Annotated in this window: 11 protein-coding genes and 1 pseudogene; 8 read left to right on the top strand and 4 right to left on the bottom strand. The window is 34.4% G+C overall.

What is annotated here, in order from left to right:
* Positions 1 to 5: 5 nt before the first annotated feature.
* Complete coding sequence (locus PSA_RS13290; RefSeq protein WP_042150829.1) at positions 6 to 1,031, bottom strand: LacI family DNA-binding transcriptional regulator; 1,026 nt, start codon at positions 1,029 to 1,031, stop codon at positions 6 to 8.
* Between the two features lie 304 nt (positions 1,032 to 1,335).
* Here PSA_RS13290 and glk point away from each other — a divergent pair, with 304 nt between their 5' ends.
* Positions 1,336 to 2,319 carry a glucokinase gene (gene glk, locus PSA_RS13285; RefSeq protein WP_042150827.1) on the top strand — a complete coding sequence of 328 codons (984 nt, stop codon included), beginning with the start codon at positions 1,336 to 1,338 and terminating at the stop codon, positions 2,317 to 2,319.
* A 30-nt stretch (positions 2,320 to 2,349) separates the two neighbouring features.
* Entirely contained in the window at positions 2,350 to 3,372 is a 1,023-nt protein-coding gene (locus PSA_RS13280; RefSeq protein WP_042150825.1) for a LacI family DNA-binding transcriptional regulator, read from the top strand.
* Positions 3,373 to 3,450: 78 nt separating this feature from the next.
* Here the strand turns inward: PSA_RS13280 and PSA_RS13275 are convergent, their stop codons facing one another.
* Entirely contained in the window at positions 3,451 to 3,627 is a 177-nt protein-coding gene (locus PSA_RS13275) for a DUF465 domain-containing protein (protein ID WP_082305727.1), read from the bottom strand.
* A 389-nt stretch (positions 3,628 to 4,016) separates the two neighbouring features.
* On the opposite strand from PSA_RS13275, the gene hrpA reads away from it, so the two are divergent.
* Together hrpA and PSA_RS13260 are read left to right on the top strand one after the other, a co-directional pair.
* The gene (gene hrpA, locus PSA_RS13265) at positions 4,017 to 7,955 is read left to right on the top strand and encodes an ATP-dependent RNA helicase HrpA (protein ID WP_042150818.1); all 3,939 of its coding nucleotides are present in this window, start codon (positions 4,017 to 4,019) and stop codon (positions 7,953 to 7,955) included.
* A 229-nt stretch (positions 7,956 to 8,184) separates the two neighbouring features.
* Complete coding sequence (locus tag PSA_RS13260; RefSeq protein ID WP_042150817.1) at positions 8,185 to 8,481, top strand: PilZ domain-containing protein; 297 nt, start codon at positions 8,185 to 8,187, stop codon at positions 8,479 to 8,481.
* Positions 8,482 to 8,640: 159 nt separating this feature from the next.
* On the opposite strand, the gene PSA_RS13255 is transcribed toward PSA_RS13260, so the two are convergent.
* Positions 8,641 to 9,831, bottom strand: coding sequence for a class I SAM-dependent methyltransferase (locus tag PSA_RS13255; RefSeq protein WP_042150815.1), 1,191 nt, complete (start codon positions 9,829 to 9,831; stop codon positions 8,641 to 8,643).
* Between the two features lie 128 nt (positions 9,832 to 9,959).
* Here PSA_RS13255 and PSA_RS13250 point away from each other — a divergent pair, with 128 nt between their 5' ends.
* From PSA_RS13250 to PSA_RS13235, 4 genes and pseudogenes are all read left to right on the top strand, one after another.
* Positions 9,960 to 10,229, top strand: coding sequence for an acylphosphatase (locus tag PSA_RS13250; RefSeq protein ID WP_042150813.1), 270 nt, complete (start codon positions 9,960 to 9,962; stop codon positions 10,227 to 10,229).
* Positions 10,230 to 10,394: 165 nt separating this feature from the next.
* A pseudogene (locus PSA_RS13245) lies at positions 10,395 to 10,634 on the top strand (YtfJ family protein); the annotation flags it as partial.
* A 115-nt stretch (positions 10,635 to 10,749) separates the two neighbouring features.
* Positions 10,750 to 11,703, top strand: coding sequence for an ABC transporter substrate-binding protein (locus PSA_RS13240; protein WP_042150842.1), 954 nt, complete (start codon positions 10,750 to 10,752; stop codon positions 11,701 to 11,703).
* On the top strand, positions 11,696 to 13,228 hold the full coding sequence (locus tag PSA_RS13235) for an ATP-binding protein (protein WP_042150810.1): 1,533 nt from the start codon (positions 11,696 to 11,698) through the stop codon (positions 13,226 to 13,228). Before PSA_RS13240 ends, PSA_RS13235 begins: the two co-directional genes overlap by 8 nt.
* 49 nt (positions 13,229 to 13,277) lie before the next feature.
* Here the strand turns inward: PSA_RS13235 and PSA_RS13230 are convergent, their stop codons facing one another.
* A complete protein-coding gene (locus tag PSA_RS13230; RefSeq protein WP_042150808.1) occupies positions 13,278 to 14,156 on the bottom strand; it encodes a LysR family transcriptional regulator in 879 nt (292 codons plus the stop codon).
* Positions 14,157 to 14,183 lie beyond the last annotated feature (27 nt).

Below are 14,183 nucleotides of genomic sequence, written 5' to 3'. Positions count from 1 at the left end.
AATGTTTAGTGTGTTTTTGTAGAACCTCGAACAATGAGCTCGGGTAATAACGAGTTTACAGTTATATCTTCATCGTTAATCATTTTAAGCAAATTAGTCACTAACATTTCACCCGCTTTAGAGGTATCTTGTTGCACAGTTGTTAAAGGTGGATTAGTAAAGCTTGAAATTGGAATATCATCAAAGCCAACTACAGCAACATCTTCAGGTACTTGTATCCCAGCCTCAGTTAATGCTTTTATCGCACCTATCGCAATTAAATCACTGGCAGCAAATAAAGCATCAAATTTTATATTATTACTGATCAAAGATTTTGTAGCTTGAAAACCAGATTCATCTGTAGAAATCGCATTCGCTATTTTTCTAGAATCAATACTGAGATTCTTTTTGGTAAATTCGTCATTAAATCCATTAAAACGTGCAAAAAATTCAGGGCTATGTTCTGAAGCATCACCAATAAAAGCACAGTTTGTTCGCTGTATATCAATTAAATGTTTAGCGGCGAGTTGTCCACCATGATAATTATCGCAGCTAATAGATAAATTAGGGCTTTGTGTAACCTTTGCACCCCAACATACAAACTTAGTGCCTTGAGCTAGCAACTTATCTAGCTTTTCTTGATAATCAATAAAGTCACCATAACCAAGTAAAATAATGCCATCAGCTCTATGGCTATCTTCATAATCGGCATGCCAATCCTTGCTTGCTTGTTGAAACGAAATAAGTAAATCATATCCAACATTGGCACAGGCACGTGTAATAGAGCCTAACATAGCTAGAAAAAAAGGATTTATTTGGGAGTCATCTTTGGTTGGATCTTCAAATAACAATAACGCTAAGGTATTACTTTGTTGAGTTCGTAAATTACTGGCGTTTTTATCTACTTTATAATTAAGTTCTTTAGCAACTTCATGTACCTTTTTTCGTGTTTCTTCATTCACTAATGGGCTATTTCTTAAAGCACGAGAAACTGTAGATTGAGATACTCCCGCATAATGCGCGATATCAAATGACGTTGCTTTGCCTTTCATTTTTATTCCCGTGAACGTTTTTTATAGATACTTTTGTTCTAACAGAATAAATGTTTTTTAAGATTATTATCAAACTATTTTTAAAGATATGTCTTTTTTATAGTAAAAATGACATGACACCGGTGTCACAATGAAGGTATGATAATGTTTAGAAATTTTTTGGCGTATTTTACATTGCTTACAAAAGATATAAACAAAAACTTAAAGCATGTTAACAATAACCATTAAATTATCGAGGAATGAGGCTATTAACTGTGATTAACCAAATATGGTTTTTCAGAAAATATATAAAAGAGAGAATGATATGCATCACAACAATGCATTTGAACCTATTGTAGTTGCTGATATTGGTGGTACTAACGCACGATTTGCATTAGTAACTGACTTTGATGAAAGCACAATGAAATTTAAAATTGAGCAATCACAAACATATCCAAGTGCTAATTATTCCTCTTTAGAAAGTGTTTTGACCCAGTACTTGGAATTTGTATCATCTTTTGCACCAAAATATGCCTGCTTAGCAGTGGCAGGTCCAATTAAAGGTGAGTCAGTAAGATTGACAAACTTAGGCTGGAATTTTGTTGTTAGCGATATTAAACGCGAATTTGGTTTTGAAAAACTAAGTGTTATCAATGATTTTGCCGCTTTTGCTTATGCTTCACCTTATTTAGATAAAAATGATAATGTGAAAATTAAAAATGGGGTTAGCGCAGAGAAAAATAATATCGCTGTGATTGGACCGGGTACTGGTTTTGGTGCTGCAGCTTTAGTTATAAATAACTGCCAACAAGCTGTATTAAGTTGTGAAGCTGGTCATATTAGTTTGGCTGCAGTTACACCACTGCAAATATCTTTATTGGCAGAATTAAAAGCTGAATTTGACCATGTTTCAGTTGAAACTGTATTTTCTGGCATAGGTTTAACCCGTTTATATAAAGCGATGGCATTAGTTAATAAAGTTGATGCTGAAAATTTAGACCCTGCACAAATCACACAAAAAGCATTGGATGGCAGTTGTGATATTTGTATGAAAACATTAGCAGAGTTTTGTTCTTGGCTTGGCTGTGTTGCGGGCGACTTAGCCCTTACATTTGGTGCCAGAGGCGGAGTATTTATAGGTGGTGGCATTTTACCTAGAATGCAACAGGTATTATTAGAGAGTCACTTTGCAGATAACTTCAATAAAAAAGGCATTATGACTAATTTTGTACAAGATATTCCGGTGACATTAGTTGTACAAGATAATATCCCTTTAATTGGTGCAGCGGCCTGTATCGTAAATCAATAATTATGATTAAAAATTTAAAAAGAGAATTAAATGAGTAAAGCAACGATAAACAGTGTTGCAAAATATGCAGGTGTATCTAAAAAAACGGTATCTCGCGTATTAAATGAAGAGCCGAACGTGAGTAGTGCGACTCGAGAAAAAGTGCAACAGGCATTTAAAGATTTGGATTATAGACCAAATCCAATCGCACGTGGCCTTGCCCATAATAGAAGTTTTATCATTGGCTGTATCTACGATAATCCAAGTAAAAGCTATATTACACGTGTTCAAACGGGTGCATTATCTGCCTGTCACGAGAAAAATTACAACCTATTAATACATCCATGCGAATTAAGAGGCCAAGCATTATTAGATAATATTGATGCTTTGATCCGCCGTACTAGACTAGACGGCATAGTACTTACGCCTCCGTTTTGTGACAAAACGGAAGTACTTGAGTATTTAAAAAGTAAAAATATTCCCTACGCTAGGGTTGCGCCAGGTACATTAGATGATAATTCAATTTCTGTACGAAGTAATGATGAACAAGCTGCATTTGAAATTACAGAGCTGTTGATTTCATTAGGCCATAAAGATATTGCTTTTATCAAAGGACACCCAGATCATAGCTCAACTACATTGCGCTTTAGTGGTTATTTAAATGCATTGAAAAAGAATAGTATTGAGTTTAAACCTGAACTTGTAGATGAAGGTAACTTTAGTTATCACTCAGGTGAAGACAGTGCGCGAAAAATATTAAGCTTATCACCTAGACCTTCAGCCGTATTTGCATCAAATGACTATATGGCTGCGGCAGTTTTAAAAGTGGCTTCACAGCTTTCTTTAAAGGTGCCTGAGGAAATGTCGATAGCGGGCTTTGATAATGCACCAATCGCACGTCATATTTGGCCTGGGTTGACCACAATAGCGCAACCCGTAGAACAAATGACATATACAGCCTTAAGTAAATTAATTGAGCAGTTTACAGGGCAAGATGATGAGCTACCTCTTCATCAGGAAACGCTTGAAGCGCAATTAATCATTAGAGAATCAACGGATAAAGTTAAAAACTAATTATTATAATACCGGAGAATATTCTCCGGTATTATTCGTTTAGACAAAATAAAAGCGCAACTTAGCGTACTTTAAAGGTTACGATGCATGTTGCTTTAACATTGTATATAGCTCATGTTTTAAAGCTAATCTTTTCAACTTTAAGTTATCTAAATATTGATCAGAGGTATTTTCAACACCTTCTTCTATTCTTATCACTTCATGATCTAGCTCATGATAATCTTTAAATAACCTATAAAAATGCGCATTATCCATTTTTAAATCTCTGATCTCTACTTTAAACTCTTGAAATTCATGGTGAATTCCATTAGAACAATCGCTACATCCCCGTACTGATCATTTGCTAATTTACGAATAGCTTCATTAACGAGTTGCAGTTCACTTTTAGCTTTATTGCGAATTTCGTCTAATACTTGATCATTTTCGGTTTGTTTTTCATAAAACTTATCAATAATAAAATCGATGCTATCTTCAATTAGCACTTTATTTTAAGGTCTGTCCTAAAGTCGTTATATTTATCAATATATTAAGAACCAATTAAAATATTTAGCTGAAAATTATGACGGAGTTGAAAATACGCTATTCGATAAAAGTATTTTTTGGTAAAATCAGCATCCTTTTTTAGATTGAAAGCTGAAGTTTGTATGTCGTCTGAGCAACAAAAAATAAATAATAAAGATTTATACAAAAAATTAAATGAATGTCTCAAGAAAGATCAATTCTTTTTTAGGCGCCGTATTGATGGTGTTAAAAAAATAAATGACGAAACTAAACAGCAAGATGCACTAAATAAAATACACCAATCTATTGAAGAAAGTATTTTAAGCCGCGAAATTCGCGCACAAAATATTCCTAAAATTACATATCCAGAAAATTTACCTGTTAGTCAAAAGAAAGATGAAATTAAAGAAGCCATTGCAAATAATCAGGTTGTTATTTTAGCCGGTGAAACAGGTTCAGGTAAAACCACTCAGTTACCTAAAATATGTTTAGAGTTAGGTCGGGGTATTGCTGGTTATATCGGTCATACACAGCCAAGGCGATTAGCGGCAAGAAGTGTGGGTACACGTATTGCGCAAGAGCTTAATACTGAGTTTGGCAAACAAGTAGGTTATAAAATCCGTTTCAGTGATCAAGTCACAGAACAAACTTATATAAAATTGATGACTGATGGTATTTTACTTGCTGAAATACAGCAAGATAAATTCTTAAATCAATACGATACCATCATTATTGATGAAGCTCATGAGCGCAGTTTAAATATAGATTTTATATTAGGTTATTTAAAAGAATTGTTACCAAGGCGTCCTGATTTAAAAGTGATCATAACGTCAGCAACAATTGATCCCGAAAAATTCTCTAAGCATTTTGATGATGCACCTATTATCCAAGTATCGGGTCGCACATATCCAGTAGAAGTAAGATATAACCCAATATCTGATTACAGCATAAAAGATAATGATAAAAAATCTGAAGGTGAGGGCGATCAACTTCAAGGTATTTTTGATGCAGTAGACGAGTTAATGAACGAAGGACCGGGTGACATTCTTATTTTTATGAATGGTGAACGAGAAATTCGAGATACTGCAGATGCATTAACTAAACGTAATTTACGCCATACTGAAGTCTTGCCTCTATATGCGCGTCTATCTAATGCTGAGCAAAATCGAATTTTTGCCAGTCATAGTGGAAGGCGTATTGTACTAAGTACCAATGTAGCAGAAACATCTTTAACTGTACCGGGCATTCGCTATGTAATCGATCCGGGCACGGCACGCATAAGTAGATATAGTGCACGTACAAAAGTGCAAAGATTACCAATCGAAGCGATTTCTCAAGCAAGTGCTAATCAACGTAAAGGTCGTTGTGGACGTGTTGAAGCGGGTGTCTGTATTCGATTATATTCAGAAGAAGATTTTAATGGTCGTCCTGAATTCACCGACCCTGAAATATTACGTACAAATTTAGCTTCAGTAATTTTAAAAATGATTTCTCTTGGCTTAGGCGACATGGAAAAATTTCCATTTGTTCAAGCGCCAGATAGCCGAAATATCAATGATGGTTTAACGCTTTTACAAGAATTAAAAGCCATTTCAAATAAAAAACAGCGTCATGCTAAACATGGCAATGTAACAAAGCTAACTAAGAGTGGTCGTGATTTAAGTCGTTTACCTGTTGATCCGCGTTTAGCTAAAATGGTGTTAACAGCGGCACATGAAGGCGGTTTGTTTGAAGTGATTGTCATAGTTGCTGCTATGTCTATTCAAGATCCAAGAGAGCGTCCTTCAGATAAAAAACAAGCCAGTGATGAAAAACACAATAGATTTAGTGATCCTGATTCAGATTTTGTGGCATTTTTAAACTTGTGGCGTTATTTAGATGAACAACAACAAGATTTAAACCGCAATCAATTTAGACGTTTATGTCAAAAAGAGTTTTTAGCCTATATGCGTGTGCGTGAATGGCAGGATATTGTTTATCAATTAGTGACTATCTGTCAGGAAATGGGTTTTAAAGTCAATCAAACAAATGCCGATGGTGAAGTGATACACAAAGCTTTGTTATCAGGTATGTTGAGTCATATTGGTTTTAAAGATGAAGACAGACAATTTTTAGGTGCGAGAAACTCTAAGTTTTATGTATTCCCTGGCTCAAGTCTATTTAAAAAGAGCCCGAAATGGTTAATGTCAGCCGAGCTTGTTGAAACTTCAAAATTATATGCACGTATAAATGCCAAAATTGATGTGAAATGGTTAGAGTCATTAGCATCCCATTTAGTAAAACACAGCTATAGCGAACCGCATTATGAGAAAAAGCCAGGCTGTGTTATGGCTTTTGAACAACAGACTTTATATGGCTTAGTAATAGTTAATAAGCGCCGTTGTGTTTATAGTAAAATTGATCCTAAAGTGAGCCGTGATTTATTTATTCGCACTGCTTTAGTAGAGCAAGAATTAGGTCAAAATGAAGGCTTTTTACAGTATAATCAAAACTTAATTGAAGATATTCAAAGTCTTGAAAATAAAGCGCGTCGCCGTGATATCTTAGTTGATGAACAAACGCTTTATGAATTTTATGTAGAACGACTTCCTGAGCATATTAATAACCGAACTGATTTTAATACGTGGTGGAAAAAACAAAAGCAAGCTGATAAACGCTTTTTACATATGACACGCGAATACTTGATGCAGCATCAGGCAGAGCATATAACAGATGCTGAACATCCAGATACTTGGCAGCAAAATAATATTATTTTACCACTTAGCTATCATTTTGATCCGGGAAAAGATATTGATGGTGTTGCTGTGCAAATTCCATTGGCTTTATTGAACCAAGTAGAAGAAACTGGTTTTGATTGGCATATACCTGCGTTTCGCCATGAGTTAGTGTGTGCTTTGCTTAAGTCATTACCAAAAACAATAAGACGTAACTTTGTGCCAGTACCTAACTATGCAGATGCGGTAATGAGTGCCATAGAGCCGATGCAAGGCAGTTTTATTGAAGCCATTTCTAAACACTTATTACGAATGAGTGGAACGCGAATAGACCCTCAAGCATGGGATTATTCAGCTTTAGCTACGCACCTTAGAATGCAATTTGAAGTACGCGGCGATAAAGATAAGCTTTTAGGTCGAGGTACTGATTTAGAAAAACTTAAACGAGATTTACAAGGTAAAGTAACAGATACCTTATCTAAAGTGGCTGATAAAGGCATAGAGCAAACTGATATTACTACTTGGGATTTTGGTGAATTACCTAAAGCTTATGTTAAAAAGCAAGGTAATTATGAAATCAAAGCTTTCCCTGCCTTAGTAGATAAAAAAAATAGCGCTGCGATTGAGTTATTTGATTCAGAAGAAAAAGCAATTACAGCGCATAATGAGGGCTTGCGCCGTTTAGTTTTACTAAATGTGCCTTCGCCAATCAAATATTTACAACAGAAATTACCGAATAAAGCAAAACTAGGTTTGTACTTTAATCCATTTGGTAAAGTGAATGAATTAATTGATGATTGCATTGCAGCTGGCGTAGATAAATTATGTCAGGATATGAGCAGTGAAGTTGATATACGAAACGCTGATGACTTTGAAAAAATTAAAGAGCATGTACGCGCTAACTTAGATGATGCTGTGGTTAAAATTGCCATAGATGTTGAGCAAGTTTTAAGGCTAGCACATGGTGTCAATAAACGTCTAAAAGGGCGCGTTGATTTATCTATGATCAATGCCCATGGTGATATTAAATCTCAATTAGAAAGCCTGATTTTTAAAGGCTTTATTAGCAGTTTTGGTGCTCAAAAAATTAAAGATTTAATCCGTTACTTTAATGCCGTAGACCACAGGCTAGAAAAACTACGTATTGATCCTAATCGAGATAGATTATGTATTTTAGAGCTAGATAAAGTTGAGCAGCTATATAAAGCTGAAGTTAAAAAGGTGCCTAAAGGCGTAAAAATGCCGCAAGCTTTAGAAGATATTTTTTGGATGCAACAAGAGTTGAGAGTATCATTCTTTGCGCAAACTTTAGGAACACCATATCCGGTTTCTGCTAAACGTGTGATCAATGCGATAAAGGAGTTATAAGTTAATTTTATTGAAATAACAAGCGCCACTATAGTTACCTTTGATTTTTTTAATATGAGGTAAACCTTTAGAATTACTATGTAAAATCTTGTATTTAGCGTTTCAGTAACCTTTGATTAAATAAAATGCAGGCATTATTTTAATATATTAGCTTGCATTTTTTTTACATCTCATTACTTTATAGGTATCGCAGTAAGTAAATTTCAAGATAACAGGAGCATGGAGCAGTATGTTACACGAAGATAAGCGTAATTTTTTTAGAATGATGGTAAATGCACAAGCAGTATTAGTTTTGCTTGATTCAGAGTCTGGGCGTGAGATAGATGGCGTGTGTCGTGATTTAAGTGCCACAGGTATGTCAGTTGAATTAGATGAACCATTAGAAGTGAATACTGAGCTTAAGGTGAAAGTTGGCTCAACAAACAACGGCGTACCCTCTCTGGATGCTATCGCAAAGATAATACGTTGTTCAAGCCTTGAGACACAAGAGTATCTTGTTGGGCTGGAGTTTATTGAAGTAAACTAATAAAACTTGCTACGCAAATTTTATTGATGCCCACTACGTGGCGAAAAGATAAGAATACAAAACTAAAAAAATACTTAGAGGGATTTATTGTATATACCTTTAAGTATTTATGTTCTGCGGCGCAGCGGCTTTTAATAAAACTGCGCAGCTGATTTATTTTTAGAAGACTTTACAGATCAAGCCTTTTAAGTAAAAACCTTCTGGATAAAATCCTGCTATAGGATGATCCGAAGCTTGATTTAATCTTTCCATAAACAGTATATCTTTACCTGCATCTAATGCTGCGTCAGCCACCACTTTTTGGAATAAGTTCTGTTCCATCAAACCTGAGCAAGAGAAAGTCAATAATGTTCCACCTGGTTTTAATATTTGCATAGCAATCATATTAATATCTTTATAACCACGACATGCACCTGTTAATTGTGCTTTATTATCAGCAAATTTAGGTGGATCCATCACGATAGTATCGAACTTTTTACCTTCTTCACGGTATTGACGCAACAGCTTAAATACATCTTGTTTTTCAAAGTTTGCTTTATTTAAATCAAGTTCGTTTAATTCAACATTACGTTTAGCGGTATCTAATGCAGGTTGAGAAACATCAACATTGGTGACTTTTTTACAGCCGCCGCGTAGTGCATACAAGCTAAATGTACCAGTGTAAGAGAAACAGTTTAAAACTTCTTTATCTTTAACAAAGCGCTCTAATGCTGCACGGCTATCTCTTTGATCTAAATAGAAACCAGTTTTATGACCTGATTTAATATTAACTTCCAGTTTTAAACCATTTTCTTCAATAATGACTACTTCTGGCGGCTCTACACCCCAAAGCACACCTGTGATAGGCTCTAAACCTTCTTTTTTTCGTACTTCAACGTCTGAGCGTTCATAAATATTACAGTCAGGGAAAACGTTACGAAGCGCTTGTACTATTTCACCTTTATGACGTTCTGCACCGGCACTTAAAAATTGGCCTACCAGGTAATTACCAAATTTATCTATGGTAACACCAGGAATCGAATCTGATTCAGCAGCAATTAAACGAAAACCTGTTAAACCACCTTGAGCAATAGTATCTTCTCTGGCAAAAAGTGCGCGGCGAATACGTTTTTCAAAAAAGGCAGTATCTATCGTTTCATTTTGGTCAAAAGTCCAAATACGTGCACGAATTTGAGAGTGTGGGCTATAAGCTGCTGTTGCTAAGTAGTTACCATTTGAGTCATGAACTTCAACACAATCACCTAAGCCTGGCTTACCTTTTATCTTTTTAATACCTTTTGAAAAAATCCAAGGGTGTTTGCGTTTTAAAGACTTTTCACGGCCAGCTTGTAAAAATAGGATTGACGACATATGGTTTCCAAATACTGAGACTAAAATTCAGTGTTTTATCTGCTATAAATTAAGGCGCTAATTTTAGTGTGCAATCAATAATTAATAAAGTAAAAAACCTTTATACGTTAAATATAAAAAGAGAAATCATGAAGAAAACAATTAAAGCTGAAGTATCAGGTAAGGTTCAAGGTGTTTGGTTTAGAGCCTCAACTAAAGAAACTGCTGATAAATTAAAGCTTACCGGTTATGCAAAAAACTTAACTAACGGTAACGTAGAAATAATGGCTACAGGAGAGCAAGATAAAATCGAAATATTGATCACATACTTGTCATCTGGCCCTAAATTGGCTGTAGTTAAAGATTTACAATGGCAGTGGGTTTATCCTGAAATCTTTATTAATTTTGAGACTCTGTAAGTTAGATAACAATTAATCAAAAATAGGCATATTTAATTACACTCAATATTTAATAAAAGCATTACGTTAAGTTAATTAAAATTTTGGAGTATAAATAATGAAAAAACGCTTTTTAGCTTTATGTTTTGCACCAAGTTTATGTTTTTCTCATAATATCAAACTACTACGATTATTAATCAAGATGATGGGATGTGGGGTACGGGTAGTTTTGTAAAGTCATCCGCTGAAGATAGTAAAAAAGAATTTAGTTGGTCATCTTTAGTGTTAGATAAAAATGGCGTAGCCTCAAAAGCTTGGCAATTAGAACCACAAAGCTCAATTATCATTATTTTAAATAAATCTTCAAAAGTTGTATTTGTGAACGAAGGCGTTTTATCTGCTGACAAAATTAAAAATCATCTTTAACCTTTCTTTAGTTGATATATTTTAATTTCCTTTAAATGAAGGTTCAGTGCTTATTTGATATGTATTGAATAAGTGCTTTACTTAAATAGAATTTACTCATTTTATGACATTAAATATGATAAATAAGCTGGCTATCACTTTTTTTATTTTTTTATTTTGTTGTCGTTTTTGTTTTGCACAATCTAGCAAAAATCAAGAACCAATCAGTATTATTAATGATTGGAGCAGTCAAATTGTTTTGGCACATATCACAGGTAATATATTAAATTCAGTTGGCTATAAAACAAAATATTCATTTTCTACTATCAATGAACAATGGGGATCACTTTCTCAAGGTATAGATCATGTCCAAATTGAAGTTTGGGAAGGTACTATGGCGACAATGTTTGAACGTGTTATTAAATCAGGGTATGTAATCGATGCTGGGAGTCACCAAGCAACAACAAGGGAGGAGTGGAGGTATCCAACTTATGTAGAGCAACTATGCCCTGGACTACCGGATTGGCGTGCATTAAAAAAATGTTCCGCTTTGTTTTCAATTGATGGTTCTAATACTGGACGCTATGTTGCAGGACCTTGGGAAAAATCTGAAGCTGCTCGTATTCGTACATTAGGTCTTAATTTTGAGATAGATACAGTTAAACAAGCAGATGATTTATGGTTAGAGCTTAAAAGTGCGATTAAGCAAAATAGTGCAATTGTATTGTTTAATAGGAGCCCAAATTGGGTGGAAGCAGTATATGAAGGTAAGTTCGTAGAATTCCCTGAATATCATATTGATTGTGAAATAGATCCTAAATGGGGAATTAACCCCGAATTTCATTATGATTGTGGTAATCCTAAAAATTGCTATTTAAAAAAAGCAGTGTGGAGTGGTTTAGAGGATAAATGGCTATGTGCATTTGAAATTATTAAAAATATTAATTTTGATAATCAAAATATCTCAAAAGTTGATTATAAAAAGCTGGGCTATGATGAAGCTGCTAAACAATGGTTGAACGAAAATAGAAGTACTTGGCACCAATGGATCCCTGCCAGGTGTAAAGTAGGGAACAAGCTTCATGGGTGATAACTTCTTTTCAAAACAGAACTCTATTGCAAAAAAACTAATTAATTTTGTTTTTTCGATCTATTGTGTCATTGCTGTTGTTATCACTATTGTCCAAATAGCTATTGAATATAATCATACACAACAAACAGTTGAGAGTGAACTCAAAATAAACCAACAAATTTTTGAGCCTGTTTTAAGTGCAGGTGTGTGGAATTTAGATAAAGAGCAAGTAAAAAACACACTGAATGGCATGTTAGCAATCCCGATTGTAATGGGCGTAAAAATAGAGCAAAAAGGAAAGATCTTTACAGGTATCGGTACTATCAAGTCGAATAAAGGCGAGTTGTTAAAGTTTAACGATCAAGGACAAGCGATCCCTTTAAAGAGGGGAGATTTCAACAATGTATTCTCTTACGAGTTTCCAATCAATTACATATTTAGAGATAAATCAAGAAAAGTGGGTACTGCTACTTTGTATTCTAATTCTTCAGCTATTATTCAAAGGGTACAGTTTGGTGTGATTTTAATCATAATTAATGCCATTATAAAAACGGCTGCATTATGGTATTTGTTTGTGTGGGTTGGTAATAAGTTTCTCATTAAACCACTATTAAAATTAGTTCATGCAATTGAAACTGTAGATTTTAACGAATTAGATGAATTTGAAATTAGCCTAGATAATAAAAGAAAAAATGAATTAACAATCATAGAGAGTGCATTTTCTGATATGGTTAAAAATTTGGCTGATGCCAGAATTGAAATCATTAAATCCCATCTTTTGCTTGAAGATAAAGTAAAGGCGCGAACAAAAGATCTGTTTGAAGCTAAAGTTGAAGCTGAGCATGCTAATAAAGCGAAATCTGATTTTTTATCCCGTATTAGCCATGAACTCAATACCCCCTTAAATGCCATTGTTGGTGGAGCGCAACTACTGCAATATAACATGACAAAAGATGGTAGCGAAAATTCTATTTTGTTAAAACATATCAATACGGCAGGGCTGCATTTATCTATGTTGGTAAAAGATATCATGGATTTTGTGTATTCTAATAAAGATGATTTTGAAGTTAATTGGCAGCAGTGCAATTTAAATGAGATCATTATATCAAGTATTGTTATGGTGCAACCTTTTACTCAAGCTCACAATATAACTATAGATTATGAGCAAAAAGAACATTTTGTGTATGCTGATCCTGGTAGGATCCGTCAGATTTTAGTGAACTTGCTCAACAATGCGATTAAATATAATAAAAAGAATGGCTTTATAGAGGTCTACACCTCAGTTAGTATTGAGGGGGAGGTTGAAATACACATTAAAGATTCTGGAATCGGTATTGATAGCGCAGACCAAGCATTAATATTTGAACCATTTTTAAGATTAGACTATGCCAAAGATAACTGTATAGATGGTATAGGTATCGGTTTATCTTTGGTCAAAAGCCTGGCTGATAGAATGCATGCGACTGTTCATGTTAATAGTAAAATAAATATAGGCTCTACCTTTACAGTTGTATTTAAAGCTAAAAATTCACCAGATTTATAATACAAACAGTTTATGTTTAGTATTATTTATATTTAGCATGTATTTATGGCTAGATCATTTGAGACTTTAAATGGTCAATAAACAGCCGAGTTTTTAAAGGCGTAAATTCCGTATTTGGATAGAATATCCATAACTGCTTACTTGCCGATTTTATATTAGGTAATATTGGCACTAATTGCTTTTTTGTTAACTCGCGTTTTATATAAGTCGGTGAAATAAAAATTAGCCCCATGCCTTGCTTTGCTGCAATTAAAATCGCTTCTAGATGATCAGTTACAAAATTGAAGTTTGTGAACTCAAAAAACTCTCCATTATCTAACTCTAAGCTGCCTTGCTTTTTATAAAAATTACTTAAGATCATTTTATGGTTATTTAAATCTGCTAAAGAATGAATTTCACTGTGGGTTGATATATATTCTGGAGAACCAAATAAGCTCATTTGATAATCAATTAATTTAGTACCTTTATGGGCCGTAGAGTCAAACTCTTCATGCTTACGTGTTAAAACGAGATCATGTTCTAAGTCTGGTAATTCGCCTGGCGTTAAAACATTAAGCTGAATTTTTACATGAGGATGAATCGCTAAAAATGTCTCTATATGTGGCATTAAAACAGTGCTGCCTACAGCCAATGTCGCTGCTATTTTTAATATGCCACTAGGGTGAGATGCTTCTTGCTGGGTATCTGTGATCATAATATTAAATTGATTTAAAAAGCTTTTGGCACGTGGAATAAAGCTAATACCGGCTTCAGTTAAATTCACTTGGCGTGTGGTCCTTATAAACAAGCTTAAACCAAGCTCTTTTTCTAACCAGTCGATTCTTTTGCTGATAGCTGAGGGGGTTACATCTGTTGCTTGGGCCGCTTTTGTAAAACTCTTGTGTTCTACTAAAGCGCAAAAACTGTTTGTAGCGGTTAACCAATCCATAAATTCATTCCAGTTAGGAAATAATGT

It is taken from the genome of Pseudoalteromonas sp. '520P1 No. 423', assembly GCF_001269985.1.
Lineage (GTDB): Bacteria > Pseudomonadota > Gammaproteobacteria > Enterobacterales > Alteromonadaceae > Pseudoalteromonas.
Note: the sequence above shows the minus strand (reverse complement) of the source record. Positions and strands in the feature narration are given on the sequence as shown.

What these genes read in the sequence shown, in the direction of transcription:
- PSA_RS13290 (WP_042150829.1), bottom strand. Translation starts at nt 1,031, where the DNA reads ATGAAAGGCAAAGCAACGTCATTTGATATCGCGCATTATGCGGGAGTA.
- glk (WP_042150827.1), top strand. Translation starts at nt 1,336, where the DNA reads ATGCATCACAACAATGCATTTGAACCTATTGTAGTTGCTGATATTGGT.
- PSA_RS13280 (WP_042150825.1), top strand. Translation starts at nt 2,350, where the DNA reads ATGAGTAAAGCAACGATAAACAGTGTTGCAAAATATGCAGGTGTATCT.
- PSA_RS13275 (WP_082305727.1), bottom strand. Translation starts at nt 3,627, where the DNA reads ATGGATAATGCGCATTTTTATAGGTTATTTAAAGATTATCATGAGCTA.
- hrpA (WP_042150818.1), top strand. Translation starts at nt 4,017, where the DNA reads ATGTCGTCTGAGCAACAAAAAATAAATAATAAAGATTTATACAAAAAA.
- PSA_RS13260 (WP_042150817.1), top strand. Translation starts at nt 8,185, where the DNA reads ATGTTACACGAAGATAAGCGTAATTTTTTTAGAATGATGGTAAATGCA.
- PSA_RS13255 (WP_042150815.1), bottom strand. Translation starts at nt 9,831, where the DNA reads ATGTCGTCAATCCTATTTTTACAAGCTGGCCGTGAAAAGTCTTTAAAA.
- PSA_RS13250 (WP_042150813.1), top strand. Translation starts at nt 9,960, where the DNA reads ATGAAGAAAACAATTAAAGCTGAAGTATCAGGTAAGGTTCAAGGTGTT.
- PSA_RS13240 (WP_042150842.1), top strand. Translation starts at nt 10,750, where the DNA reads ATGATAAATAAGCTGGCTATCACTTTTTTTATTTTTTTATTTTGTTGT.
- PSA_RS13235 (WP_042150810.1), top strand. Translation starts at nt 11,696, where the DNA reads ATGGGTGATAACTTCTTTTCAAAACAGAACTCTATTGCAAAAAAACTA.
- PSA_RS13230 (WP_042150808.1), bottom strand. Translation starts at nt 14,156, where the DNA reads ATGGATTGGTTAACCGCTACAAACAGTTTTTGCGCTTTAGTAGAACAC.